The sequence below is a fragment of the Pararobbsia silviterrae genome (assembly GCF_003628125.1).
Classification (GTDB): domain Bacteria; phylum Pseudomonadota; class Gammaproteobacteria; order Burkholderiales; family Burkholderiaceae; genus Pararobbsia; species Pararobbsia silviterrae.
The window spans coordinates 151,048-177,576 of the sequence record NZ_RBZU01000005.1 but is presented as its reverse complement, the minus strand read 5'-3'; the positions used below and the strand labels follow the sequence as shown (position 1 = coordinate 177,576).

The 26,529-nt window shown below is 64.0% G+C and carries 23 protein-coding genes and 1 pseudogene; 8 read left to right on the top strand and 16 right to left on the bottom strand.

The window, feature by feature from the left end; genetic code table 11:
• Positions 1-10 precede the first annotated feature (10 nt).
• Together lplT and thiD are read left to right on the top strand one after the other, a co-directional pair.
• Positions 11-1,318 carry a lysophospholipid transporter LplT gene (gene lplT / locus D7S86_RS29110; RefSeq protein WP_147432321.1) on the top strand — a complete coding sequence of 436 codons (1,308 nt, stop codon included), beginning with the start codon at positions 11-13 and terminating at the stop codon, positions 1,316-1,318.
• Between the two features lie 53 nt (positions 1,319-1,371).
• Positions 1,372-2,184 (top strand): bifunctional hydroxymethylpyrimidine kinase/phosphomethylpyrimidine kinase, encoded by an 813-nt coding sequence (gene thiD, locus D7S86_RS29105; protein ID WP_240648129.1) that lies wholly within the window; start codon positions 1,372-1,374, stop codon positions 2,182-2,184.
• A gap of 474 nt (positions 2,185-2,658) precedes the next feature.
• On the opposite strand, the gene D7S86_RS13330 is transcribed toward thiD, so the two are convergent.
• Genes D7S86_RS13330 through tsaB form a run of 4 tightly spaced genes read right to left on the bottom strand, consistent with a single transcriptional unit; the run spans position 2,659 to position 5,978 of the window.
• Positions 2,659-3,786, bottom strand: a complete 1,128-nt coding sequence (locus tag D7S86_RS13330) for a DUF1853 family protein (protein ID WP_121087196.1) — start codon at positions 3,784-3,786, stop codon at positions 2,659-2,661.
• Positions 3,735-4,754, bottom strand: coding sequence for a uracil-DNA glycosylase (locus D7S86_RS13325; RefSeq protein WP_121087194.1), 1,020 nt, complete (start codon positions 4,752-4,754; stop codon positions 3,735-3,737). Before D7S86_RS13325 ends, D7S86_RS13330 begins: the two co-directional genes overlap by 52 nt.
• Positions 4,741-5,196 (bottom strand): ribosomal protein S18-alanine N-acetyltransferase, encoded by a 456-nt coding sequence (gene rimI / locus D7S86_RS13320; RefSeq protein WP_121087193.1) that lies wholly within the window; start codon positions 5,194-5,196, stop codon positions 4,741-4,743. Before rimI ends, D7S86_RS13325 begins: the two co-directional genes overlap by 14 nt.
• A gap of 32 nt (positions 5,197-5,228) precedes the next feature.
• Positions 5,229-5,978 (bottom strand): tRNA (adenosine(37)-N6)-threonylcarbamoyltransferase complex dimerization subunit type 1 TsaB, encoded by a 750-nt coding sequence (gene tsaB / locus D7S86_RS13315; RefSeq protein WP_166444129.1) that lies wholly within the window; start codon positions 5,976-5,978, stop codon positions 5,229-5,231.
• 193 nt (positions 5,979-6,171) lie between these two features.
• Here tsaB and D7S86_RS13310 point away from each other — a divergent pair, with 193 nt between their 5' ends.
• Both D7S86_RS13310 and D7S86_RS13305 read left to right on the top strand, forming a co-directional pair.
• On the top strand, positions 6,172-6,438 hold the full coding sequence (locus D7S86_RS13310; RefSeq protein ID WP_121087571.1) for an acyl-CoA-binding protein: 267 nt from the start codon (positions 6,172-6,174) through the stop codon (positions 6,436-6,438).
• A gap of 520 nt (positions 6,439-6,958) precedes the next feature.
• On the top strand, positions 6,959-8,392 hold the full coding sequence (locus D7S86_RS13305; RefSeq protein ID WP_420813240.1) for a DEAD/DEAH box helicase: 1,434 nt from the start codon (positions 6,959-6,961) through the stop codon (positions 8,390-8,392).
• 410 nt (positions 8,393-8,802) lie between these two features.
• Here D7S86_RS13305 and D7S86_RS29100 read toward each other — a convergent pair whose 3' ends face one another.
• Positions 8,803-9,081: a hypothetical protein gene (locus D7S86_RS29100; protein WP_147432320.1), complete on the bottom strand. Its 279-nt coding sequence runs from the start codon at positions 9,079-9,081 to the stop codon at positions 8,803-8,805.
• A gap of 50 nt (positions 9,082-9,131) precedes the next feature.
• On the opposite strand from D7S86_RS29100, the gene aceA reads away from it, so the two are divergent.
• A complete protein-coding gene (aceA, locus tag D7S86_RS13300) occupies positions 9,132-10,451 on the top strand; it encodes an isocitrate lyase (RefSeq protein ID WP_121087570.1) in 1,320 nt (439 codons plus the stop codon).
• Between the two features lie 462 nt (positions 10,452-10,913).
• Here aceA and D7S86_RS13295 read toward each other — a convergent pair.
• The 3 genes and pseudogenes from D7S86_RS13295 to D7S86_RS13290 form a co-directional block, all read right to left on the bottom strand.
• Positions 10,914-11,345, bottom strand: a pseudogene (locus D7S86_RS13295) (universal stress protein); the annotation flags it as partial.
• 695 nt (positions 11,346-12,040) lie between these two features.
• A complete protein-coding gene (locus D7S86_RS29525) occupies positions 12,041-12,208 on the bottom strand; it encodes a hypothetical protein (RefSeq protein WP_158601943.1) in 168 nt (55 codons plus the stop codon).
• A gap of 572 nt (positions 12,209-12,780) precedes the next feature.
• Complete coding sequence (locus tag D7S86_RS13290; protein ID WP_121087569.1) at positions 12,781-13,206, bottom strand: gamma-glutamylcyclotransferase family protein; 426 nt, start codon at positions 13,204-13,206, stop codon at positions 12,781-12,783.
• A gap of 712 nt (positions 13,207-13,918) precedes the next feature.
• Between D7S86_RS13290 and D7S86_RS13280 the strand changes: the two genes are divergently transcribed.
• Both D7S86_RS13280 and D7S86_RS13275 read left to right on the top strand, forming a co-directional pair.
• Entirely contained in the window at positions 13,919-14,713 is a 795-nt protein-coding gene (locus D7S86_RS13280) for an AraC family transcriptional regulator (protein ID WP_121087183.1), read from the top strand.
• Complete coding sequence (locus tag D7S86_RS13275) at positions 14,713-14,970, top strand: hypothetical protein (RefSeq protein WP_121087181.1); 258 nt, start codon at positions 14,713-14,715, stop codon at positions 14,968-14,970. Before D7S86_RS13280 ends, D7S86_RS13275 begins: the two co-directional genes overlap by 1 nt.
• Before the next feature lie 571 nt (positions 14,971-15,541).
• On the opposite strand, the gene D7S86_RS13270 is transcribed toward D7S86_RS13275, so the two are convergent.
• The 7 genes from D7S86_RS13270 to D7S86_RS13240 all read right to left on the bottom strand — a co-directional run bounded on the left by D7S86_RS13270 (position 15,542) and on the right by D7S86_RS13240 (position 24,772).
• On the bottom strand, positions 15,542-16,702 hold the full coding sequence (locus tag D7S86_RS13270) for a porin (protein ID WP_121087179.1): 1,161 nt from the start codon (positions 16,700-16,702) through the stop codon (positions 15,542-15,544).
• 716 nt (positions 16,703-17,418) lie between these two features.
• Positions 17,419-18,033, bottom strand: coding sequence for a polyhydroxyalkanoate synthesis repressor PhaR (gene phaR, locus D7S86_RS13265; protein WP_121087177.1), 615 nt, complete (start codon positions 18,031-18,033; stop codon positions 17,419-17,421).
• A gap of 142 nt (positions 18,034-18,175) precedes the next feature.
• Positions 18,176-18,925, bottom strand: coding sequence for a 3-ketoacyl-ACP reductase (locus D7S86_RS13260; protein ID WP_121087175.1), 750 nt, complete (start codon positions 18,923-18,925; stop codon positions 18,176-18,178).
• A 127-nt stretch (positions 18,926-19,052) separates the two neighbouring features.
• Positions 19,053-20,234, bottom strand: a complete 1,182-nt coding sequence (locus D7S86_RS13255; protein WP_121087173.1) for an acetyl-CoA C-acetyltransferase — start codon at positions 20,232-20,234, stop codon at positions 19,053-19,055.
• A 23-nt stretch (positions 20,235-20,257) separates the two neighbouring features.
• On the bottom strand, positions 20,258-22,288 hold the full coding sequence (phaC, locus tag D7S86_RS13250; RefSeq protein WP_121087171.1) for a class I poly(R)-hydroxyalkanoic acid synthase: 2,031 nt from the start codon (positions 22,286-22,288) through the stop codon (positions 20,258-20,260).
• A 371-nt stretch (positions 22,289-22,659) separates the two neighbouring features.
• Entirely contained in the window at positions 22,660-23,475 is an 816-nt protein-coding gene (gene pgeF / locus D7S86_RS13245) for a peptidoglycan editing factor PgeF (RefSeq protein WP_121087169.1), read from the bottom strand.
• Positions 23,476-23,635: 160 nt separating this feature from the next.
• The gene (locus D7S86_RS13240; protein ID WP_121087167.1) at positions 23,636-24,772 is read right to left on the bottom strand and encodes an RluA family pseudouridine synthase; all 1,137 of its coding nucleotides are present in this window, start codon (positions 24,770-24,772) and stop codon (positions 23,636-23,638) included.
• A 65-nt stretch (positions 24,773-24,837) separates the two neighbouring features.
• Between D7S86_RS13240 and D7S86_RS13235 the strand changes: the two genes are divergently transcribed.
• Complete coding sequence (locus D7S86_RS13235) at positions 24,838-25,656, top strand: outer membrane protein assembly factor BamD (protein WP_121087165.1); 819 nt, start codon at positions 24,838-24,840, stop codon at positions 25,654-25,656.
• 221 nt (positions 25,657-25,877) lie between these two features.
• Here the strand turns inward: D7S86_RS13235 and D7S86_RS13230 are convergent, their stop codons facing one another.
• Positions 25,878-26,342 (bottom strand): Lrp/AsnC family transcriptional regulator, encoded by a 465-nt coding sequence (locus tag D7S86_RS13230; protein WP_121087163.1) that lies wholly within the window; start codon positions 26,340-26,342, stop codon positions 25,878-25,880.
• Positions 26,343-26,529 lie beyond the last annotated feature (187 nt).

The following is a 26,529-nucleotide window of genomic DNA, read 5'->3' as shown; positions in this document are numbered from 1 at the left end:
CACGCACAGGATGAAAAAAGGCTTTTACACCATTATGGCGGCGCAGTTTTTTTCCTCGCTCGCCGACAATGCGTTGCTCATCGCCGCGATTGCGCTTCTGTTGGATCTGCAGTCCCCGCAGTGGATGACTCCGCTGCTGAAGCTGTTCTTCGTGCTGTCCTACGTCGTGCTCGCCGCCTTCGTCGGCGCCTTCGCCGACTCGCGGCCGAAGGGACGCGTGATGTTCCTGACGAACACGATCAAAGTCGTCGGCTGCCTGACGATGCTCGCGGGCGCGCATCCGCTGATCGCCTATGGCATCGTCGGGTTCGGCGCCGCGGCCTACTCGCCCGCCAAATACGGCATTCTGACCGAGCTGCTGCCGCCCGAACGCCTCGTCGCCGCGAATAGCTGGATCGAAGGCACGACCGTGAGTTCGATCATTCTCGGCACCGTATGCGGCGGCGCACTCATCAGTCCGCACGTCGCGCATCGGCTGCTGCTGCCGCATCTGCCCGAGGGCTTCACGCCCGCGCATGCCGCGATCATCGTGATCACGGGGATGTACGTGATCGCCGCGCTGTTCAATCTCGGGATCCCCGACACCGGCGCGCGCTATCCGCGCCAGCAACATGGTCCGATGCGGCTGATCTCGGACTTTGCCGATTGTTTCAACGCGCTCTGGCGCGACCGTCTCGGACAGATCTCGCTCGCGGTCACGACGCTGCTATGGGGCGCCGGCGCGACGCTGCAATTCATCGTGCTCGAATGGGCCAAGAGCTCGCTCGGCCTCTCGCTGTCCGAAGGCACCGTGCTGCAGGCGTTCGTCGCGGTCGGCGTCGCGATCGGCGCCGTCGTCGCGGCGGCCAAGGTACCGCTCAAGCGTTCGTTGACGGTGCTGCCCGCGGGCGTCGTGATGGGCGCGGCCGTCATGCTCATGGCGTTTTACAGCAAGGATCTGTTCCCGCCCGAGTGGGTCGTGCATATCGGCCGTTTCAGCGAACCCGTCTACATGCTGATCGCCTATGCGTTCCTGACCTTCATCGGCGCGCTGTCGGGCTTCTTTGTCGTGCCGATGAACGCGCTGCTCCAGCACCGCGGCCATCTGCTGCTGTCGGCCGGACACTCGATCGCGGTCCAGAACTTCAACGAGAATCTGTCGATCCTCGTGATGCTCTGCCTCTATACGCTGCTCGTGCGGCTCAATGTCTCCGTGACGATCGTCATCGTGCTGTTCAGTCTGTTCGTGATGATCACGATGGGACTGATCATGCGGCTGCATCGCCACAACCAGCGCCAAGGCGACGCATTGTCGCTGCTCGGCGACGAATTCCGCTAATCGTCGCGCGTGAAACCGCTTGCGTTTCGCGCGCTCCTTCCGCAGCCACTCGCTTGACGACCCACGCCGTGATTCCGAACGTTCTGACCATTGCAGGCTCCGATTCCGGAGGCGGCGCGGGCATTCAGGCCGATCTCAAGGCCTTCTCTGCGCTCGGCGCATTCGGCGCCTCGGCCATCACCGCGCTGACTGCGCAGAACACGCATGGCGTGACCGCGGTCCATGCGCCGCCGGCTGCATTCATGACCGCGCAGCTCGACGCGGTGTTCGGCGACCTGCGCATCGATGCCGTCAAGCTCGGCATGCTCGCGAACGCCGAGATCGTGCGCGCCGTCGCGGCGGCGCTGCGCCGATATCAGCCCCGCTACGTCGTGCTCGACACCGTCATGATTTCGAAGAGCGGACACGCGCTGCTCCTGCCCGACGCCGTGGCCGCGCTGCGCGACGAACTGTTGCCGCTCGCCACGCTCATCACGCCGAATCTGCCCGAAGCCGCCGCGCTGCTCGGCGAGCCCGAAGCCCGCGACGAGGACGCGATGCGTCGTCAGGCGAGCGCCTTGCGCGCGCTCGGCGCGAACGGCGTGCTGATCAAGGGCGGTCATCTCGGCGGCGACGAAAGCCCCGACTGGCTGTTCGACGCGAACGGCGAGACGCGCATCAGCGCGCGACGCGTCGCCACGCGCCATACGCACGGAACCGGATGCACGCTGTCGGCCGCAATCGCCGCGCTGATCCCGCGCACCGGCAATGTCGAGGAAGCCGTGCGCGGCGCGAAGGACTACCTCGTCGGCGCGCTCGAACAGGCCGACCGGCTCAGCGTCGGCACAGGCATCGGCCCCGTGCACCATTTTCATCGCTGGTGGTGAGCCGCGTCGGCGGCGCCGAGTGCGTTCGTCTGCGTTTGTTCGCGTTCGCGTGGAGGGACTGATGCGTTCCGCTTGTCCGGTCTCGATGTTCACGTCATGACGCGCGTGCGCGCATCATCACAGACAGTCGAAAATCACTACGCAATCCGCGCCGGCTGAATGTCGATATGGTGCGGGTGCGAAAAACCGATTTTTCGAAATTCGAACACGAATATCGAATTCGATAAAACAACGCCGATGCGCGCATGGTGCGCGACTTAAAACCCGCCGGGAACCCGCTTTACGTCCGCTTTACGTCCGCTCCACGCCCCATTCAAGCCCCATTCAAGCTCAATTCAAGCCCATTCGAATAAACACGGGTTTTCGACGGATTTCGGCATGAGGATCGGTCGACCCGGATTTCCAAACGACCTCGCCGATCAGACTTTCACCGCTGAAAGTCAATAAAATCAGCGCCGCCATCGACACGACGACTTAAGACGACACGCCCGCGGACGCCGCAAAAGCGCGCGCGCGATTCTCCCAATCGTCGGCGACGATAAAGCCCCGCGCGCACTCACGCCAGCGGCCGTCGGGATCGCGCTTCCAGGCCGCGATGGCAAACGGATCGTCGCGTGGTCTTGAACGCACTGCCGCCGGTGTTGCATCGATGTGTTGGACTGTGTCGGCCGGCCCCGCGCGACCGGTATCGGTCGGCGCGATCGCGTCTGGTTCGTGCTCCGGAAACGCGTCGGCGATCCGCTGCGTCAGGGTCGCCGCATCGCACCATGTCGAGTCGGGCTCCGCGAGCGGCGCGATCCATCGCAGACGCGGCAAGCGCGTCCACGCGTGCGCGCCGATCGCATCCGCGAGTTCGGGCCAGCGCGCGACCGATGTCCAGAAACCCGTCGGCACATCGCGCGCGAGTCGCGGATCGATATCCATCGCGCGATGCGCGCGCCAATGATCGAAGCGATCGAACAGCCAGCCGCTGACCCACATCTGCGCATGCCACGGACCGCGCGGCAGCAACGCCGCATAGTCCTCGCGCGCCGTGAGCGGCAGTTGATGTTCGAGCAGCCGCGCAAGCTTGATGTCGAGCCGATCGCCGAGTGCCGGCCCGACCAAAGCGGCAAGGGGATCGGCGAGATCCTCGACGTCCACGCGCAGATAGCATTTGACCGCGAGTTCCCAGTGCAAGCGCAGACCCGCGGGATCTTCGAGCAAAAAATCGCACTCGCCGACTGTCTGCTTCTGCACGCGCAGCGGCAGGTTCGCGGCGATCAGCGTATAGGCCGACAGATGCGTCAGCGCATAGTGCACGAGACGTTCGGCATAGTGGCCGACACGCCGCGTCGTCAGCGGCGCGAGGCTCGCATGGAGCGGCGACGGATCGATATCGAGCGCATGGAGTGCGTGAACAAGCGTCGCGGGCTCGTCGACAGGCGGCGCGAGCAGCGAGCCGAACGCCGTGGCGCACAGCACACGCGGCGCGAACAGCAGCCACGCCAGATCGCGCACGCACGGATCGCGTAGACGGGTCAACGCGTCGGCGAGCGCCGACGCGTGGCTCAGTCGAGCACGTTGCGATAGGTCGCTTGCGCGAGGCAGAGATCGGTCCATGCCTTGCTCTTCTCGGGCAGGCTGCGCAATAGATAGGCCGGGTGATAGCTGACGATGACCGGCACGCCTTCATACGTGTGAACACGGCCGCGCATCGACGAAATCGTCGCGTCGGTCTTGAGCAACGTCTTGGCCGCGAACCGGCCGAGCGCGACGATGACCTTGGGCTGGACCAGCGCGACCTGACGCTTGAGGAACGGCTCGCATTGCGCGACTTCGTCGGGCTGCGGATCGCGATTGCCGGGCGGACGGCATTTGATCACGTTCGCGATATAGACGTTGTGCGCGCGGTCGAGACCGAGCGCGCGCAGCATATTGTCGAGGAGCTTGCCCGCCTGGCCGACGAACGGTTCGCCGAGACGGTCTTCGTTCTCGCCGGGCGCTTCGCCGACGATCATCCAATCGGCATGCTCGTCGCCGACCCCGAATACGGTTTGCGTGCGCTTCTCGCAGAGACGGCACGCCGTGCACGCCGTCACGCGTGCCTTGAGCGCCGTGAAGTCGAGATCGGATACGTGCACGCGTTCGAGCACGCCGGACTCGGCCGCGTCGAACGCGTCGGCGCGCGACTCGCGCGCGGGCGAATCGGTTTCGAAATCGCGTGCGTTCGGCACGGCTTCGCCGTCCTCCGCCGAACCCGCGGAAGCCGCTGAACCTGTCGAAGCCGTCGAAGCCGTCGAAGCCGTCGAAGCCGTCGAAGCCGTCGAAGCCGTCGATTCGATGGCCTCGGATGCCACGGGTTCCTCGGCGAAGCGCGCGTGCGTCTCGGGCTCGATCACCGGGCGGTCCGGCACTCGCGCGGGCATCTCGGACGGCTCGATCGCCGCGCCGCGCGCCTCGATCGCGGGGGCGCGTGGCACCGCGACGGGATCCCCCGCGGATGCGCGCTCGAGCGTCGCCCCACGCTCGCGCCGCACCCACAACGGCGCGAGACCGAGCTCGTCGAGCAACGAATCAGGCAGCGACATGGCTCGTCTCCTGTGGGAACGTCAGGCGCATGACGATCGCGTCTTCGCGTTTGCGTTGCGCGGCCGGGTAGTAGTTCCGCCGACGCCCGATCGCGACGAAACCAAACCGCTCGTAAAGCCGCACCGCGCGCTGGTTCGAAGGCCGGACTTCGAGCAGCATGCTGAACAGCTTCTCGGTCCGCGTCACGCGGACCGCTTCCTGAAGCAGCGCGAGCCCGACGCCGCGTCCCTGCGATGCGGGCGCCACACAGAGGTTCAACAAATGCATTTCGTCGACGACAGGCATCAGCACGCAATATCCGATCAGTACGCCCTGGACGTCGCGCATGCACAGGCCGAGATAGCCGTTGCGCAGCGCGTCTTCGAAGTTGCCGCGCGTCCAGGGGAATTCATAGGCGACGGCCTCGACCGCCGAGACCTCGGCGAGGTCGGCCGGCGTCATTCTCGAGACGTATCGGTAGCTCAGGTCTGCGCTCACGTGGACTCCGCTCGGGCCGCCTCGCGCTCGGCCGTGGTTTGCGCCACTTTGTCACGAATATATTCGGGTGCGGCGAGCGCGGGATCGATTGCGGCGCCGCGCCGCCACGCACGCAGCGCGATCGACGCGATCGACGCCGCATGCGGCAGCGCCTCGGCGTCAATCGATGCGGCCTGCGCCGCGGCGCCGAGCCGCGCGCCGAACGCGGCATAGGCATTGCCGGCAAGCGTGAAGCGCGTGTCGGGCGCGACGATCGCATCGGCGCGCGCGAGCGCAGGCGCCGAAACGACACGCCAGTCGCCGTCGTCGTCGGACCACGCGTAGATCGCCCAATACGCCTCGTCCATGCGCGCATCCATCGCGACGAGCACGCATGCGGCGCCCGTATCGCGTGTCCGCGCCGCTTCGGCGCACGCCATCAGCGTGCTGACCGGGATGACCGGGCGCGCGGCGCCGAATGCGAGCCCCTGCGCCGCCCCCGTCGCGGTCCGCAAGCCGGTAAACGAGCCCGGCCCCGCGCCGAATGCGATGGCGTCGCAATCGGCGAGCATCACGCCGGCTTCGTCGAGCACCTCGCCCACGGCCGGCAACAGACGCGTGCTGGACACCGAGCCGGTCGCCTCATGGCGGACGTGGACACTCGAAAACGCCGTCGCGTCGCGATGCGGCGCGACGCCGAGCGCCACGGAACAGAATTCGGTCGAGGTATCGAGGGCAAGCAGGATCGTGCGTTTCATGGCGGCTATTGTAATGCCCGAACCGATTGACCCGAATGCCGGGCACGCAGAAATCACGCCAGTCCGAGCGCGGCGTCCGCGCCCGGCGATCCTCCGCCTGCCCCGCCCGCGCGGCGCGTTTGGAAGGTTCGCTCCACCCGGGCGCCGATTCGGCTTGCTACCATCGATCGCGATTTCGATCCTGCCCCCACTGGAAATGACGATGAGCGAACTGCAATCCCAATTCGAACAAGCCCAGACCGATGTGACGAAGCTCAGCGAGCGGCCCGGCAACCTGACCTTGCTGCGCCTGTACGCGCTGTTCAAGCAGGCGACCGAAGGCGACGCGGGCGGCGACAAGCCCGGGCTCACCGATATCGTCGGACGTTATAAGCACGACGCCTGGGCCGCGCTGAAGGGAACGTCGCAGGACACGGCGAAGACGCAATACGTCGAACTCGTCGAATCGCTGAAAGCCGGCGCCGAATAACCGCGATCGCCGCGACGCCGCAATCTCGTGCAATCGCCCGCGTCGCGCACGTCTGCCCGCCCCCGCGCACACGGATGCACCTGGGTGCGCAAAGAAAAATTAACCGTCTGGCGGATGGCGCGACGCAGCAAAGCACGGTACAATTCGCTCCGCGCTGTAGACGACCTGCCCTCGACGGGTGATGACGTCTCTCGCGACATCGCGTTTTGCTCCAATCCTTAGAAACTGTCCCTTCCTGCCCCAGCGCAGGCTGCACCGAGTGCGGTCTGATGGTCCATCCGGACACATGTGCTGGCGACGGTCTTTGCGGTTCTCCGCGCCGTTGTGCATCCGTTACAGGTTCTAGATCTTCTCCGCGAGGCTTGATCGCCGATCGCGGGGGTGCCCGTGCCGTGTCGATTTGAAGATCGACGCGCGGCTGGGTATCGATTGGCGCCGACGCCCTTTTTGCGCTAGTCGCTGATCTATCTGGAAGCTGTTGATGACTCAAGATCTCTCCCCCCTGAATTCGATTGCTGCAATGGCATTTGGCGAAGATGAACGCGCCGCTGCGGCAGTCGAAGCTGCGCCCGCGCCCGCGAGCGGACCGACATTCGCCGATCTCGGCCTGTCGTCCGACATCGTGTCGGCGCTGACCGCGACGGGTTACCTCGCACCGACGCAGGTCCAAGCGCGTGCGATTCCGGCCGCGCTCGCGGGCCGTGACCTGCTCGTCTCGAGCCCGACGGGCTCGGGCAAGACCGCGGCGTTCATGCTGCCGGCCATCGAGCGTTTTGCTGAAAACCAGCGCAACGGCGTCAAGCGCGCCGGACAGATGCCCGCGCAAAGCGCCGGCACCTATCCCGACGGCCGCCCGCGCCGCCCGGCGCCCCAGCCTGCGCGTCCGAATCTGCTCGTGCTCACGCCGACGCGTGAACTCGCGATGCAGGTCTCGACGGCGGCCGCGACGTACGGCCGTCATCTGCGTCGCCTGCGTTGCGTGAGCATCCTGGGCGGCGTGCCGTATCGCCAGCAGCTCGAATTGCTGTCGAAGAATCCCGAGATTCTCGTCGCGACGCCGGGCCGTCTGCTCGATCATCTCGAACGCGGCAAGATCGACCTGTCGTATCTTCAGATGCTCGTGCTCGACGAAGCCGACCGCATGCTCGACATGGGTTTCGTCGACGACATCGAAGCCATCGTGGCGCAAACGCCTGCCGATCGTCAGACGATGCTGTTTTCCGCGACGCTCGACGGCAAGATCGGCTCGCTGACCGAGCGCCTGCTGCGCAATCCCGAGCGGATCGAGATCACGCGCGCCGTCGGCACGCCGGCCAACATCACACAGTCGATCCATTGGGTCGACGACCGCGCGCACAAGGATCGTCTGCTTGAGCACCTGCTCTCGGACCAGGGCCTCGATCAAGCGATCGTGTTCACGGCGACGAAGAGCGAAGCCGACCAGCTCGCCGGCCGTCTGTCCGACGCGGGTTTCGCGTCGGCCGCGCTGCACGGCGATCTGCCGCAAGGTGCGCGCAATCGGACGCTGCGTGCGCTGCGCGAGCGCAAGGTTCGCGTGCTCGTGGCGACGGACGTCGCGGCGCGCGGGATCGACGTGCCGGGCATCACGCACGTGTTCAATTACGATCTGCCGAAGTTCGCCGAAGACTACGTGCACCGGATCGGCCGCACGGGTCGTGCGGGCCGTACGGGTACGGCCGTGAGCCTCGTGCATCACGCCGAGTTCCAGGCCGTCAAGCGGATCGAACGCTTCACGCGTCAGCCTCTGCCGGTCAACGTCGTCGCGGGCTTCGAGCCGCGCCGTGCACCGCCGGCCGGTAACGGCGGCCGTCCGGGTCATCGTCCCGGCAACCGCGGCGGTTTCGGCAAGCCGCGTTCGTCGAACGGCGGTCCGCGTCGCCACGGCGGCGGCAACGGGAGCAGCAGCCGCGGCGGCTATTCGCGCCAAAGCTAAACGGCATACGCCGTACGGCACGGTCGAACGCCGAGCCGACTTGATCGACACCGGCCGAGGCGCTCGCCTCGGCCATCGAATGGCGCCTTCGGGCGCCATTTTCTTTGGGCCCGTACAACGCGCGTGACGATCGAACGCCCAGCGTGTGAACGATGTGGGGCGCCACGGAAGCTTATTCGAGAGTCCGCGGGAAGCGTCTGGGCCCCTTGGCCCCTTGGCCCCTTGGTCTCTTGGTCTCTTGGTCTCTTGGTCTCTTGGTCTCTTGGTGTCGGGGTAGCCGGATGGCTGGCTGCCTGGGTAGCCGAATAGCCGGCTGCCCGCATGCCCCGCGGCATTGAAGCCTCAACGGACGCTCAGCAGCGGCTTGTCGGAGGCGCGTACGCGAGCCCGATGGGAGGGTCGCCTGCGATTCATCCGCGACGGAATTCGGCGCGATGCTCTCGCCATGTCGGATGCAATATCGGCCGCCCTGGATATTCCACAATGCGGAAAGATCTTTTATGGCACAAAAAATCGTGCTGCGTGGCACAACCTTGATATTGCGCGATAAAGAAGGCCCCTCCACATCGCGAAACGAACACCGTAATTAATTGTTTTAAAAAGATAATATTTTCACCAATCTCCTTGATATCGACTGCTTGTCGATCCGGATCGGCGCATAGACTCTTATACAAGAGTTCGCGATACATCGAAGACGCGACCGGACACCGATCTACATCACTTGATCAAGGAGAGCATGATGACCCGTCAACAAGAAGCCCAACGTCTGCAGCAACAGTGGAACGAAGATCCGCGCTGGAAGGGTATCCAACGCGGCTATAGCGCCGACGACGTGGTTCGCCTTCGCGGTTCCGTGCAGATCGAACACACGCTTGCGAAGCGCGGCGCTGAAAAGCTCTGGCAGTTGCTCAACACCGAGCCGTTCACGAACGCGCTCGGCGCGCTGACGGGCAATCAGGCGATGCAGCAGGTCAAGGCGGGGCTCAAGGCGATTTATCTCTCGGGTTGGCAAGTGGCGGGCGATGCGAATCTGGCCGGCGAGATGTATCCCGATCAGTCGCTCTACCCCGCGAACTCCGTGCCGCTCGTCGTCAAGAAAATCAACAACACGTTCACGCGCGCGGACCAGATCCAGTGGCAGGAAGGCAAGAATCCCGGCGACGACGGTTATCTCGACTACTTCGCGCCGATCGTCGCCGACGCGGAAGCCGGTTTCGGCGGTGTGCTCAACGCGTTCGAACTGATGAAGGCGATGATCGAAGCAGGCGCCGCGGGCGTGCACTTCGAAGATCAGCTCGCCTCGGTCAAGAAGTGCGGTCATATGGGCGGCAAGGTGCTCGTTCCGACGCGCGAGCAAGTGGCCAAGCTTGTCGCCGCGCGGCTTGCGGCCGACGTCAGTGGTACGTCGACGCTCGTCGTCGCGCGGACGGACGCCGAAGCGGCCGATCTGATTACGTCGGATATCGACGACAACGACAAGCCGTTTCTCACGGGCGAACGCACGGTCGAGGGCTTTTATCGGACGCGTCCGGGTCTGCAACAGGCCATCTCGCGCGGCCTCGCGTACGCGCCGTATGCCGATCTGATCTGGTGTGAAACGGGCAAGCCGGACCTTGCTTACGCAAAGCAATTCGCCGAGGCCATTCATCGCACGTTCCCGGGCAAAATGCTCGCGTACAACTGCTCGCCGTCGTTCAACTGGAAGAAGAACCTCGACGACGCGACGATTGCGAAATTCCAGCGCGAGCTCGGCGCGATGGGCTACAAATTCCAGTTCATCACGCTGGCTGGGTTCCATAGCTTGAACTACTCGATGTTCAATCTTGCGCACGGCTATGCGCGCCATCAGATGAGCGCGTTCGTCGAGCTCCAGCAGGCCGAATTCGCCGCGGCGGAAAAGGGCTTCACGGCGGTCAAGCATCAGCGCGAAGTCGGCACGGGGTACTTCGATGCCGTCACGCAGACCGTCGAGCGCGACGCGTCGACGACAGCGCTCCACGGCTCGACGGAGAACGAACAGTTCTTCGAGAAGCAGGTTGCCGAAAAGCGCGTCGCTTGACCTTAACCGCGATCGGTATGCGACGCGGGGCCCAATTGAGCGGCCTGCGTCGCGACAGCATTCACGTCGGGCAGTTGGCAGGGAGGAGGCATCGCGAAGCATCGAGATCCGACACAGGGTCGTGCATCGCGACGTTTTGCATCAGGGAGGGCGGCGCGTTTCGCTAAACGAACGCGTCCGCAACCGGCGCCCGCCGAAGTCGCGGAGCCCGGATGGAAGAAGGCCATGTCCGTTATCGCGGGCATGGCCTTTTTGCATGGCGGCTCGGGCAGATCAGCATGTACTGCGTCCCCCGCGGCTCAGCTCCGACTACGCGACATATCTCGGCGTCCCGCTCCGAAACTCCGGCACGCGCGGCCTATGTCCCGGCCCGACTCGAATCACGCCGCGCATCGTGGCGCCCTAACCTGACGCTTCGATCTTGGCGACGCGTGCTTTCCGAGCCGCTCGCGACAGCGACTCACGGTAGACGATGACTGGAATCTGCGTATGGGTCAGCACACGCTGAGTCTCGCTTCCGATCAACAAGCCGCTCAAGCCTCGGCGGCCGTGAGAAGCCATGAAGATGAGATCGCATCCGTATTTTTCGGCCGTATCGATGATCCCTTGATACGGCGTCGAGTGAACCGAAACGACAGCGGTGCACGGAACGCCAGCCGCTTCGCACGCCAATTCGATGGTCCGCAAGTGCTCGCGTGCCTCGAGTTCAGCGCGTTCCTGGTATTCGGCCGGGGGTTCGACAACAACTTCGGAAAATGGCGTATAGGGATACGGCGGCAGACACGCATAAGCGGTGACGTTCGCGCGGAGGGCTTGCGCGAGATCGATCCCACCGTCGATGGCGAGCTGCGATAGATGAGAACCGTCCGTCGGAATCAGGATGTGCCGGAACATATCGCCCTCCTCTGAGCGCGATTCACGCGCCTGCTTGCAGCATAGATGCTGCTGAGGCAAGTGCAATCCGATCTACTGCGGACCGGCGATTCCGGATAAGGGACGAGCGCTGAAGATATGCGACGCACCGTGGCGCGGCGACAACCGACAGACTGGACTTAACCACGCTTTCGCGCGTGGAAACGTCGCATGCATGCGTTTTCGTGCGTCACCCTGCCACGCATCGACACGACGCGCTCAGCGGGTGCGACGTGCATCAGACATTGCGAGCCCCCGAACGTCGGTGGTGTGCAATACGTCACGCTTCACAAAACCGAGCCGCAGCGCCTAAGCGCGTGAATGCGGATTTCGATCGCCGGCAGGACTTCGCCGCGCCATCCTGCGTTCACGCGACGCCGCGGTAGCGTACCGATGGGACGCTCGCTTTGGACTGATCCAACTCATACAACCGTCCGATAAGGACGGCGATGCATTCGGTTGTCGCAACCGAACGACTTTTGAAATCGCGCGTGACAACGCCACGCTGATTTTCAATGGAAATCGAACACGCTTTCGAGCCGATATCGCTGCAACATCTCCGCGATACGACTTCGCGATCGAGTCGATTTCGATTTCACGCGGATCGAACGAAGGCCATCCGGCACGACAACGTGCCACTGCGCTTCATTCCAATATGCGTGATTTCGATACGGCGATTAGAGACCGAGCAGACGGGACGCTTGCGCGTTACGGCGGCGTGCGGCTTCGCGTTGACGGGCTTCGTACGAGTAGTCCGAATCCATCGGGAGGTACGGGCCTTCGAAACCTTCACGAACCGACTTGAGGTACGAAACGATGGCTTGATAGATAACGAGGATTTGCATTTTCTGGCTCCGGCGGTCTAGGGTTTTCCCTTAAGAACGAATTATAAGGGTTTTCCCTTGAATGTCTAGTGCGCCGCACAAATTCGTGGAGTTTCACTACATCCGTCGTCTGTCGGCAACGGGTGTTTTGACGAGATGGCCATGTCATATTGGCGCTGCTAGCTCGGTGCACAGGGCCTCCGCCCGAGTTCGCGGTCGTCGGCCACGACGAAGGTCATAGGCCACGACTCCGCCCCGTGCGACCGCACGCCCGCGATGCCGTGCCCTATGTCCGCCCGCACTGACACCCATATCGACGCTGAGCTAGGTTAATCGGCTTACCCGAGGCACAAGACGGGATGGGCTCGTCTGCCCGTCGGGTGATCGGGTGATCGGGTGATCGGGTGATCGGGTGATCGGGTGATCGGGTGATCGGGTGATCGGGTGGTCGGGTGATCGGGTGGTCGGGTGGTCGGGTGGTCGGGTGGTCGGGAGCCTGGGAGCCTGGGAGCCAGGTGGCTTCGGTGCCTCAGTGCCTTGGTGCCTGACAGGCTGGTGAGCTGAGCAAAATCTGAGGACCGGAATGGGCTAAGTCATTGCGTAGAGCGTTCACGACGCACGCGATCGTGATCGACCCAATCGCCGCTCTCGATCCGCGGCAGGCCCGTCGCACGATCGGCGTGAATCGGATAATAAAAACAAGACAGACGTCGGCCATCGACCTCGATTTCGCAAACCTCGCGGACGAACAAGCCCACCTCGCCGGGATAGACTTCCTCGATTTCGTCGAGCACGGGCAACAGCGCCTGCACCATTTCGTAGACCTCACCACGCACGGGTTGCGCCGTGTCGTCACGCACGAGTCCCGGATACGCACCGAAATCATATAAATGGCCCCGCAATGTCGCCTCGCCGATCAAACGCGGCTGCGCGATCGCGCGCGCCTCGGCCGCCCGTGCGACGTCGTTCGACTCGCCAGCGCGCAAGGTTCCATAGACAAAAACATAAATAGTCAGCATGTCGGCCATCGTCCGATCCTATCTCGTCAAAACGTCATTCGCGCCAGGGCGGCGTGGCCCTACCCGTCGACACGCGGCGAGCAGACTCGCCTGTCCGCCACGCCGATGGGCTTGACGTCGGCCCGCTCCGTCGTATGCGGCTTCGTGTGCCCTGACGCCCCAGCGGCAAGCCAGCCAAGTTCGCGCGGCGCCAGCTCACTCGATCACGGATGAAGTGTATCGGCCGATACGGCACTAGGCGGACCTTGTTCGATGCGGCGGCCTGCTTCATCCGTCCTCGACAGTCATCGCGCCGCAATACGCGGTTGGCTGTCGCGAGCTGAGGAACACGTCGCTCGCAAGGAGATGGCGTGAACGGGTCGGTGGACTAGTAGATCGGCGCCTTAGCCGGTCGGCAGCTCGGTGCTCGGTGCTCGGTGCTCGGTGCTCGGTGCTCGGTGCTCGGTGCTCGGTGCTCGGTGCTCGGTGGGCGAGTTGGCGAGTTGGCGGGCTGGCGGGCTGGCGGGCTGGCGGGTCAGCGGGCTGGCGGGTCAGCGGGTCAGCGGGTCAGCGGGTCAGCGGGTCAGCGGGTCAGCGGGTCAGCGGGTCAGCGGGTCAGCGGGTCAGCGGGTCAGCAGGTCAGCAGGTCAGCAGGTCAGCAGGTCAGCAGGTCAGCAGGTCAGCAGGTCCCTGAGGATGCTACACGCCCGCGACAGCGTGTAGAGTGACGAACATGGAAGCCGCCACGCACGCCCCACATCTCGACATTCCCGAACGCTACGCGCCGACGCTCGAGCATCCGGTCCGTGTGCGCAGCCGTCCCATGGACGCGGATACGGCCTTCGGCTACCACCAGCACCCATGGGCGCAAGTCGCCTATACGTCCGAAGGCGTCATCCGGATCGAAGTCCAGGACACGACCTGGATCGTGCCGCCGTCCCGCGCCATCTGGATCCCGGCCCGCATCGAACACGATGCGCAAATTGTCGAACCGGCCTACCTCCGCACCCTCTATATCGACGAATCCGTCATCCCGCCCGCGCTCGATCAGTGCCGCGTGCTCGAAGTCTCGCCGCTGTTACGCGAACTCATCGTCGCGCTCGATACGCGCGCCCCCGTCGATCCCGCACGCGAGCGCCTGCTCGGCAGGCTCATCCTCGATGAAATCATGCGATCCGAACCCCTGCCGCTCGGTGTCCCCCTTCCCAGCGACAAACGGCTGCGCGCGCTCTGCGAATCGATCATCGCGAACCCTGCGGCGGGCGACTCGCTCGAGCAACTCGCGGTCGACGTCGGCGCGAGCGTACGCACGATCGCGCGGCTGTTCCGAAGCGAACTCGGAAGCAGCTTCTCGGAATGGCGACAGCAAGCGGTGCTCGCCCACGCGATCCCGCTGCTCAGTCAGGGACTCCCCCTCTCGCACGTCGCGAACGAACTCGGATACACGAGCCAAAGTGCATTTACGGCCATGTTCCGGCGAGCGTTTGGCAAAAGCCCACGCGCGTTTTTCGCAAAGGACTCCAGCTAATGCGTTCCACCAAAGCCATCCACGCTGTCGAGCGTCTGCGCAAACGCAGCGCTCACCCGGACTTCGCGGCCGTGAGTCTGCCTGGCGGCCTGTTCTACCTGATCGACCGCCACGACCCTGACACGCCCAAGCTCTGCCCTCCGCTGCCCGTCGAGGCCTTCGTCGATTTCGTCGATGGCCTCTCGCCCGAGAAACCCCGCAAAACCAGCAAGCTCGACGTCGAATTCGAGGAACAGATTCGGAAAAGCCGCGGGTGATGCGGCATCGGTCGCTTGATGAACGATTGCCCGGTTGACCGCTTGAACACCGAGCCGCTCGCACGAGCGGTCGACTGTTCGATCGAGAGGTTCGTCGGCCGGCCAGACAGGCCAATGGATCGGCCTATGTGAAAGCACCCACGCAAGCGTCGATCGAGACGCGCGCGAAATGGCGGAAGCTCGCGTGATTCGCCGCTTAGACGATGACGCGATCGGTCAGCTCGCCATTCGACCGATTCGCTGGTCGGCCAGTCAATGGACCCACGGCTTGGTCGCCGTACGGAAAAAAAACATCGCAAGCGCCTCTCGATACGCGTGCGGAACGGCGAAAGCTCGGGAGACTCGCCGCTTAGATGATGGATCGATCGGTCATCCACTTGACCAAGGGGTTGGCCAGTCGATCAGCCGACTGATCGGCTAATCGATCGCCCCACGGAAAGAACCCGTCCGCGTACCGATCGCACAGCGCACGAAACGGCACAGCACGGCAGCAAGGCCGAAACGCCCCGCGCTTGCCGCGAAGACCGACGGACCCCGATCGGTGTCCGTCGGTCGCCGTACCCGAGGCAAATCAGAACTTCGTGCGAATGCCCACGCGCGCCGATACCTGATTGTTCGTCGATGAGGCGTTGCCCGGGAATCCTGTGTAGATCGATGCCGACAATGGCTGGCCCGTCAAAGGATCCGACGTATAGGCGCGTTGCCAAATGCCCTGAAAATAGACGTCCGTGCGCTTGGACAACGAATAATCGGCCATGAAGTTGACCTGACCGTATTTCGGCACCGTGTCCGAGTAAATCGCGTCCTGATGAACACGCGTGTACGTATAGCCGGCCACCAAGGTCGCTGCCGGCGTCAGTTGATATTGGCCCCAAAGCTCGTAGTTATCGAACGACGCGGTCGCCCCGCCGAGCGCATCGTCATACCGCGAGTTCGTATAGTCGGCACCAAACAGCGCCGGACCGAACTGATACGTCCCGCCGCCGCCGACCACCTGCATATTCGACGGCGAACTCGCCGAATTACCGAGCAATCCGAAGAACGGATCGCCGCCGAATGCGGACCAATTGCCGTCGTTGAACTGCGCGACCGGGTTCCGCGCGTAGAGATAGCCGACACCGATATAGAGCGGCCCCCCCGTATAACTCGCGCCCGCTGCGACCGTGCTGTCGGTTCCGAAACTGCCCGCGACACCCCCCAACGCATACAGGCCGCCGAACTGCAGGCCCGAAATCGTCGGGCTCGTGTACTTGATGGCGTTATCGACGCGGAAACCGTTGTCGCTGTTGTCGATATCGCCCGCGTGCGAGAACATCGCGCCCCAGTACCCGTTCATCGTCGTCGGCTGCACGTAGTCGACCACGGAATCGTACTGGCGACCGAGCGTCACCGCGCCCCAGCTATCGGACTGCAGACCCACGAATGCTTGCCGGCCGAACAAACGGTCATGCTGAAGACTGTTGCCGGAACTGACGTCGAAGCCGCTTTCGAGCTGAAAAATGGTCTTGAGGCCACCGCCCAGATCCTCGGTGCCCTTGAGGCCCCAGCGACTTCCCTGCAACACGCCGCTTTGCATGGCCAGAAGCCCATGCCCCTGACCGTCGGCACCGACCACGTTATTCAGATAGGTCACGCCCTCGTCGAGCACGCCATAAAGCTCGACGCTGTTTTGCGCGGACGCCGAGCCGACGGCGACACACCCGATTGCAAACGCAACGAGCGACTTCTTCATCAATGCAACCTCCCGATTATTCTGATTTTGAGTCCCCGCAAGGGAGGCCTGCGCCATATCGGCGCGGCAACGAGATGCCGTCATCACGGTCTCGCGTCTCGATCCCCGCCGGCTCACGCGCCTCGTCCGATCCAGTCGTCGCCGGACCTCCCCGGAGGAATACGCATGAGACCAAACCCGCCACGACACGACGAACCGGAACATCCGCCCGGCTGCCGGCCCGTGCCGTCAGGCTCTGGTGAATTGAATCGTAGGAAACGCCGCGCTCAGGAAGGATTAGGGTAAATACTCATTTCTTGCCCAATCGCGCGATCCCGCGAGACTCGCGCGCCAGGCATCCGTCGTCCGGCTTCGTTCCGGCTTGCCAGGCATGCCTCGCGCCGCGACCGCCTTGGCCCCGGCGTGCCACCCTCGATCGACGCGCGTGCTTGCGCATGCCGCGCGCACGAATCCGAGTGTTGCTTGCCGGGTACAAGATCAAGGCGTGACGCGGACGAGCGGCCGGTCACCGTCATCGCCATGCGTCGCAATTGAAAGAAGACCGTAACTTCAACGTCAGATTGATCGGAATTGAACGGACCATTTGCCGACACGCATCGACGCGCGAATCGTCGATTCAATAAAAAACGCGCATTCGCTCCATCGCGAATGCGCGTTCCTCGCCAGCTCGATTCCCATCCGATCCGAAATCGGATCCGGAAAGCCGACCGATCGGCTTACGCGTCCTCTTCGTTGTCGTCGTCGGGCGGCGGTTCGGCCGCGGGCTTCGCGGCCGATTTCGGGGCAGCCCCCGGCGTACCGGGAAACGGGAAATTCGAGAACATCGACTTCGCCTGATTCTGCATCTGGTCCTGCATCTGCACGAACATGTTCTTCGACTGCTCGATGTAGCTGGTCATCATGCCCTGCATCATCGGCGCCTGCATATTCATGAACTGCGACCACATGTCGCTGTTGCCCGCCGTGTCGTAGAGGCCCTTCGACTGCTCGGTGAGCTTGTTCTGGATGTCGATGAACGCCTGGATATTCTTCTCGAGATAGGTGCCCATCATGCCCTGCATCGCATGTCCGTAGAAGCGGATGATTTGCGAGAGCATCGAGCTCGAGAACATCGGCACACCGCCGCTCTCCTCCTCGAGAATGATCTGCAGCAGAATGCTGCGCGTCAGATCCTCGGACGATTTGGCGTCCACCACGCGGAAGTTCTCCTGTTCAAGCACCAGTTGCTTGACGTCCGTGAGCGTGATGTAGGTGCTGGTCTCGGTGTCGTAAAGTCGGCGATTCGGATACTTCTTGATCAACCGCTCGCCCGTTTTCTTTGTCGTCGTCATTCGAAGCCTTTCGGCGCAGCCCGTGGTCGTCTGGCCGCGCAAGTTGTCGGGGTCCGCAGATCGCGCGCGACGGCTCGCCGCGTACGATCGTCCGGCACAGTCGGCCACTCGCGCGGACGACATGCACCGGCTCAGACGGGCATCAGCCCATATGCAGACCGCCGTTCAATGAAAAGTCCGCCCCAGTCGCAAAGCCCGACTCGTCGGACGCCAGCCATGCACAGATCGAGGCGATTTCGTCGGGCGACCCAAGACGCCGGACGGGAATCGTCGCGATGATCTTTTCAAGCACGTCAGGACGGATCGAACGCACCATGTCCGTCCCGATGTAACCGGGCGACACCGTGTTGGCCGTCACGCCCTTCGTCGCGACTTCCTGAGCCAGCGCCATCGTAAAGCCATGGATACCGGCCTTGGCCGTCGAATAGTTCGTCTGGCCGAACTGGCCCTTCTGGCCATTGACCGACGAAATATTGATGATACGGCCCCACCCGCGTTCGACCATGCCGTCGATGACCTGCTTGGTCACGTTGAACAGGCTCGTGAGGTTCGTATCGATGACCGCGTTCCAGTCCTCGACCGTCATCTTGCGGAACACGACGTCGCGCGTAATGCCCGCATTGTTGACGAGCACATCGACCTCGCCGATCTCCGACTTGACCTTGTCGAATGCGGTCTTGGTCGACTCCCAGTCCGCGACATTGCCTTCCGATGCGTGGATATCGAATCCGAGCGCCTTCTGGTCGGCCATCCATTTGACCCGGCGCGGCGAGTTCGGACCACACCCGGCGACCACGACGAAGCCGGCCTTGTACAACCGCTGGCAGATCGCGGTCCCGATACCACCCATCCCACCTGTCACATAAGCAATGCGTTTTGGTGTGTCGCTCATACTGACTCCAATATGTCTCGCTGGTTGTTCTTGGATACCGCGAACGGGCCCAAGGGCCCGCATGTCTCATCCTCGAGCGGATGCGCCGCGTGCGGCGTCCGCCCGTTCGCCCGACGCCGTATCGGGCTTAGAAGCGCTCGACCGCGAGCGCCACGCCCATCCCGCCGCCGATACACAGCGAAGCGAGACCGCGCTTGGCGTCGCGCTTCTTCATTTCATAGAGCAGCGTCGTCAGGATCCGTGCGCCCGACGCGCCGATCGGATGGCCGATCGCGATCGCGCCGCCGTTGACGTTGATCTTCGACACGTCCCACCCCATCTTCTTGTGCACGGCGAGCGCCTGCGCCGCGAACGCTTCGTTGATCTCCATGAGGTCGAGATCGGAGACCTTCCAGCCCGCGCGCTCGAGGCAACGTTGCGATGCCGGCACCGGGCCGATCCCCATCACGCTCGGATCCACGCCTGCATTCGCGTAGGACTTGATACGCGCGAGCGGTGTGAGCCCAAGCGCCTCAGCCTTCTTGAGCGACATGACGACGAGCGCGGCCGCGCCGTCGTTGATGCCCGACGCATTGGCCGCCGTCACCGTGCCGTCCTTCGCGAACGCGGGCTTGAGCCCCGCAAGCGATTCGGCCGTCACGCCGTGACGCACGAACTCGTCGGTCGCGAACCGGATCGGATCGCCCTTGCGTTGCGGGATCTCGACCGGCGCGATCTCGTCGTCGAAACGGCCCGACTTCTGCGCAGCCTCGGCCTTGTTCTGCGACTCGGCGGCGAACCGGTCCTGCGCGTCGCGCGTGATGCCGTGCTCTTTCGCGACGTTCTCGGCCGTGATCCCCATGTGGTACTGGTTGTACACGTCCCACAGGCCGTCGACGATCATCGTGTCGATGAGTTTCGCATCGCCCATCCGGAAGCCATCACGCGAGCCAGGCAGCACGTGCGGCGCCGCGCTCATGTTTTCCTGCCCGCCCGCGACGACGATTTCCGCGTCGCCCGAAATGATCGCGTTCGCCGCGAGCATGACGGCCTTGAGCCCCGATCCGCACACCTTGTTGATCGTCATCGCGGGCACGGCGGTCGGCAGACCCGCCTTGATCGACGACTGGCGCGCGGGGTTCTGGCCCGAGCCGGCGGCCAACACCTGCCCCATGATGACTTCGCTGACCTGGTCGGGCTTGACGCCCGCACGCTCGAGCGCCGCCTTGATCGCGATAGCGCCGAGCTCGGGCGCGGGAATCTTCGCGAGCGAGCCGTTGAACTTGCCGACACCCGTACGGGCCGCGGAAACGATGACGACATCAGTCATAACCAACCTCTCAAGTTACAGAATCAATTCATCACATAGGTGCCCGGCGCCGGCTCGATGACCGGATAGTCGCCCGAGCCGAGCTTGGCGCGCGGCTTCACGCGCTTACCCGAATACTGTGCGAGCCACGCCGACCAACTCGGCCACCAACTGCCCGGATGCTCGGTCGCGGCCTCGAACCAGTCGTCAGCCCCCGACGGCAGCGCGCGCGGCGCGTGCGTCACGTCGTCGCCGATCTGCCAGAAACTGCGCTTCTTTTTCGCGGGCGGATTGATCACGCCCGCGATATGGCCCGACGCGCCGAGCACAAAGGTCTGCGGACCGCTGAGCAGACGCGTCGACGCAAACGCCGACTTCCACGGGACGATATGGTCATCGCGCGACCCGTAGACGAAACTCGGAACGTCGATCTTGCCGAGGTCGATCTTTTCGCCGCATGTCGTCAGCGCATTCGGAATCCGCAGCTTGTTTTCAAGGTACGTATTGCGCAGATACCACGCGTACATCGGTCCCGGCAGATTCGTGCAGTCGCCGTTCCAGAACAGCAAATCGAACGGCGGCGGCGTATGCCCTTTCAGATAGTTCTCGACGACGTAGTTCCAGACGAGATCGTTGGGTCTCAGGAACGAGAATGTATTCGCAAACTCGACGCCGCGCATCAGTCCCGGCGGCGCCCCGCGATGACCGCCGATCGTCGATTCGCGCATCTGGACGTGGGCCTCGTCGACGAACACGTCGAGAATGCCCGTGTCCGCGAAATCGAGCATCGACGTCAGCAGCGTCATCGAGGCGGCCGGATGTTCGCCGCGCGCGGCCAGCACGGCCAGCGCCGTCGCGAGCATCGTGCCGCCGATGCAAAAGCCGAGCGTGTTGATCTGCTCTCGGCCCGAGATCGCGCGAACCGCGGCGATCGCGGCCAGGACGCCCTCGTCGATGTATTCGTCCCAGGTCTTCGCGGCCAGCGTCGCATCGGGATTGCGCCACGACACGATGAATACGGGGTGTCCTTCGTCGAGCGCATAGCGCACGAGCGAATTGTCGGGCCGCAGATCGAGGATGTAGTACTTGTTGATGCACGGCGGCACGACCAGCAACGGCCGTTCATAGACCGTATCGGCGCGCGGCTTGTATTGGATCAGCTGAATCAGATCGTTCTGGAAGACGACCGCGCCTTCCGTATTCGCGAGGTTGTCGCCGACCTTGAAATCCGCCTCGTCGCTTTGCATGATCTTGCCGCGCGACATATCGGTCAGCAGATTCATGATCCCCTGGCGCAAGCTTTCGCCGCGCGTTTCGATCAACGCATGCTGCGCCTCGGGATTCAAGGCGAGAAAGTTCGACGGCGACGCCGCAGCCGTCCACTGCTGGACGAAAAAGCGAATCCGCTCCTGCGTCTTCGCATCGGCATCGACGGCTTCAGCAAGCTGGCTCAAATAGCGAGAATTGAGCAGATACCACGCGGCCGCGAATCCATAAGCCGGCGTCTTCGACCACGCATCGGCCGAAAAGCGGCGATCGGCGAGCGCGCCCGTCAGCGGCTCGTTCGCCGAGATTCGCTTGAGGAGTTCGGTGCTGTCCCGGACGTAGTCGTTCTGCAATTGCGCGAGCTTGTCGGGCGCGATCTTGAACGCCGGCACGCCCGGCACCGCGCCGAGTTGTTGAAGATCCGGCAACCCCGGAAACCCCGTGCCGAACGGCATGCTCGGAAACGCATTCGCGAACGGCGCCGCCATCGATGCGGTCAGCGCGGACGGCATCTGCGCAAGCGCGGGCATCGGGGGAAATCCGCCCGCCGGCCAGCCCGGTCCGGGTGAACCCGCCGCGGGCCAGGCTGCGGGCCAACCATTGGGCGCGCCTGCGGCGCTGTTGCCCGAAGCGTGCTCGGCACCGGCGACACCCGGCGGCGTAAAGAGCGCGCCCCATTGCGAGAACCATTGCTCGACGGCGCGCGTGAACTCTGCAGTGCCGGGAATCGCATTCGGAGAGGTCGATGCACCTGATGCGGAATAGCTGGACGAGGCCGCTGAACTGCCGGCATTTTTCGAGGCTGTCATGCGTACGGTCGACCCTTACATGCGCTCAACGATGGCGGAGATTTAGCGTGTCGTCTGATGCGGTGATCCCGGGCGAAGTCCCGATCAGACATGGGTTCGCGGGTCGAACGGATCAGCGCTCGTGAACTCACAGCATACAGCCTGGACGCGCTACCGTTCAGGCATTCTTCCTCTGGGGAGAACCCATGTCAATGCTTTGCAGGCAGATTTTGACGCGCCGCGTCAGCTTGTTGATAGGCATTTTCCCCGAGAATTGCGCGCCTTATGACGCGCTCGTCGCGGAATGCCCATGCCTATCCGCGATTACCCGGACACGCCCTGACGCCCTGCCCGACACACGTCTTCATCCGTTCGCATCGCGCGCCCCGCATTCACCGCCCCTCGATCCAGATCATGCCGGCGAAACGCCCGGTCACGCGATCGCGGCGATACGAGAAGAAGCGTGCGGGATCGGACACCGTGCATCGATCGCCGCCCGTCATCGCCACGACATCCGCGCGTGCAAGCCTGAGTCGCGCAAGCGCCGCAAGGTCCGCGAGGTATTTGCCCGGCGCGCACGCGACGAACGCCGCGCCCGTCCGGTCGCGTTCGGCGGCCGTCGCGGCATCGACGAACACCTCGAAGACGTCGGTCCCGACTTCGAAGACATCGGGACCGATCGCGGGACCGAGATACGCATCGAGACGCGCGCCCACGCCCGCTTTGCGCGCGACCGCGTGCGCGGTCCGTTCGAGCACGCCCGCCGCGAGGCCGCGCCATCCCGCATGCGCGGCGCCGACGGCGCGGCCGTGCACATCACGTAACAGGACAGGCATGCAGTCCGCGACCATCACGATGCAGGCGACGCCCGGCACATCGGTCACGCTCGCATCCGCGCGCGGTGCGGCATCTCCGGCATCGAGACGCTCGACGACCGCATGTGCGTCCACGACATCATGACCATGCACCTGTTCGAGCCACGCGAACCGCGCGCCGCCCGCGAGTTCGGCGAGCGCATGCCGATTGGCGAGCACATGCTCGCGGTCATCCCCCGTATGCAAACCGAGATTCAGCGCATCGTAGGGCGCCCGGCTCACGCCGCCTGCCCGGGTCGTCACGAGCGCGCGTACGCCATCGACAGCGGGCCACCCGGGTTCGAGGCACGCATCGCGCGTCAGCCGCGGCGCAGCCATCCGTTCCGTCGTCATCGATTCATTCCGTTGTCATCTTTGTCGTCGTCGATCGAAGCCGTGGCGTCGCGACTCGGCGCGCTCGGATCACGCATCGATCACACATCGATCACGCAGTTCGATCGTGTCTCGACCACGCCTCAGTCACGCCCCGAAGCACGCGGCACGCGCATAACCGTTACTGCCGCGAGAACAGATCGAGATCGAGTTCCTGATCGAACCCGCATGCCTGCGCAAGCGCAACGATATCGGCCGGCAGCGCCGCGCGGAACTCGACATCGTCATCGGTCTCGGGGTCGCGAAATCCGAGCTGCCACGCGTGCAGCGCCTGCCGCGCGAACCCGCCCGGCAAGGCCTGATTCGCGTGCTGCCCCTTGATGCGGCCATAGAGCGGATCACCGAGCAAACGGTGATTGATATGAGCCATGTGCACGCGGATCTGATGGGTGCGACCCGTCTCGAGATCGCAGATCACGGCCGACACGGGCTTGCCGTCGAGTTCGCCGTGCGCGATCGCGCGATAGTGCGTGACCGCGGGCTTGCCGGCCGCGCCGGGTACGACCGCGATCTTCACGCGGTCGCGCGGATCGCGGCCCAGCGGCGCGTCGACCGTGCCGTGCCCCGCGCGGCCCCAGACCAGCGCGAGATAACGCCGGTGCACGGTGCGCGCCTGCAACTGGCGGATCAGATCGGTCTGCGCTTCGACCGTGCGGGCGACGACCATCAGGCCCGACGTATCCTTGTCCAGCCGGTGCACGATGCCCGCGCGCGGCAACGCGAGCGCCGCGTCGCCGTACCGGTGCAGCAGACCGTTCAGCAGCGTCCCGCTCCAATTGCCGACCGCCGGGTGTACGACGAGCCCGGCGGGTTTGTCGACCACGACATACGAACGCGCTTCCGCAACGATCGGTAAGGCGATCGGTTCGGCCTGAAACGCGAGCATTTCCGGCGCCACGGCCGGGGTGACTTCGACATCGGTATCGGCGAGCGCGCTTTGCTTGGGCTTCGCCACCTCGCCGTCGACGGTCACGCGGCCCTCGTCGAGCCACGCCTGCAAACGACTGCGCGAATACTGCGGAAACAGCCGTGCGAGCGCCTTGTCGAGGCGTTCGCCCGCGTATTCGGCGGGCATGCGCGCCTGGCGCGGCGTGTCGTCGACGGCGCCGGCATGCGGCAAGCCGACCGCGTCCGGCGTCTCCGACATATCGAAATCGCCCTTGGAATCGGCTGAAAAATCGTCGTCGAGCCCGGACGCGTCGAGCGCGTCGGGGACTTTGTTTGATGGGCTATAATTCGCGGTTAGATCAGGGGCCATCAGTCAGGGCCATGAGTGGCGGCCGTCGAAACGGCCTTGAAGGATTCGGAACAGACACCCGGGAAATGCAAGCGTTGAGCACAATCAAACTGGTAACGCTGACCCTCGCGGCAAGCACGGCCGTTCTTCTCGCGGGCTGCGGCGGCCTGCCGCAAAAGACCGACGAGACGGCTGCCTGGACAACCAACAAATTATACTCGGAGGCCCAGGACGCCATGTCGAACAACGACTGGGCGAAATGCGCGAAATACTTCGAGCAAGTCCAGGGTCGCGATCCGTTTGGTCCGCACGCGCAGCAATCGCAGCTCAATGTCGCGTATTGCCACTATCGCGACAGCGAACAGGGCGACGCGAACACCGCGATCGACCGCTTCATCAAGCTGCACCCCGATCACCCCGATATCGCGTACGCCTATTACCTGAAAGGCCTGATCAACTTCAACGACGATCTGGGTCTGTTCGGGAAATGGGGCAACCAGGATATGAGCGAGCGCGATCCGAAGGCGCTGCTCGACTCGTACGACGCGTTCAAGACCGTCGTCGACAAGTACCCGCAGAGCAAGTACGCGCCCGATGCCGCGCAACGCATGCGCTACATCATCAACGCGCTCGCGTCGCATGAAGTCCACTCGGCGCAGTACTACTACAATCGCGGCGCCTACCTCGCCGCGATCAATCGCTCGCAGGCCGCGATCCAGCAGTACAAGAACGCGCCCGCGACCGAAGACGCGCTGCACGTGATGGTCCTCTCGTATCGCGCGCTCGGCGATCCGAAACTCGCCGACGACACGCAGCGCGTGCTTGCCGCGACGTTCCCCGACAGCCCGTATGTGACGGGTCATCCGCGCAAGACCGACACCAAGCCCTGGTGGCAACTCTGGTAAATCCGGCGTCGCGCTGACGCGACCCGCGCATCACGCACAACGCCTCGCATCGCCCCGCCGGCGCCGGATTTCGATCCGGCACAGCAGGAACGATGCGAGGCGTTGTGCCGTTTACGTCTCGGATCACGTCTCGGATCACGTCTCGGATCACGTCTCGGATCACGTCTCGGATCACGTCTCGGATGCGGCCCGGATAAGCGATTCACCCTGAATCCGCGGACTCAGGGCAGCGGCAATCCGACATAGCGCTTGACTTCGTTAAGCGACAGGATCGATTCGACCGACGTGACCCCCGGCAGCGCGCGCACGACGTCGCGCATGAAGACGCCATAGTCGTCGAGATCGCGCGAGACGATCTGCAGCAGGTAGTCGGCCGTGCCCGACACGTTATGACACGCGACGATCCGCGGCAGTCCCTGCACGTCGCGCTCGAATCGATTCGCGAGCGAGCGGTCGTGCAGCGAAAAGCGCACCAGGCAGAACGCAACGACGCCGAGCCCGAGCGCCGTGCGCGACAACACAGCGCGATATCCCTCGATATATCCGTCCGCTTCGAGCCGCTTGAGACGACGCGCGCACGGCGTCTCGCTGAGCCCGACGCGTTCGGCAAGCCGCGCGTTCGAGATACGGCCGTCGCGCTGGATTTCGGCCAGAATCGCGCGATCGGTCCGATCGAGATCGCTCATCGGATTTCCCCTTCAGTTCTGATGAATCGCAGTGTAATCCTCCACGCATTCGGGTTCGAGCTCAAATAAACGCCAGCGATCGCTCTGCAACGCGCGGCAAGATAGCTGCTATGCCTGCGCGCTTCGAAGCCTGCTTCGGATGCCTGCTTCGAGCCCCTCGCTTCGAAAGCCGCCTCGAATCCCGCTT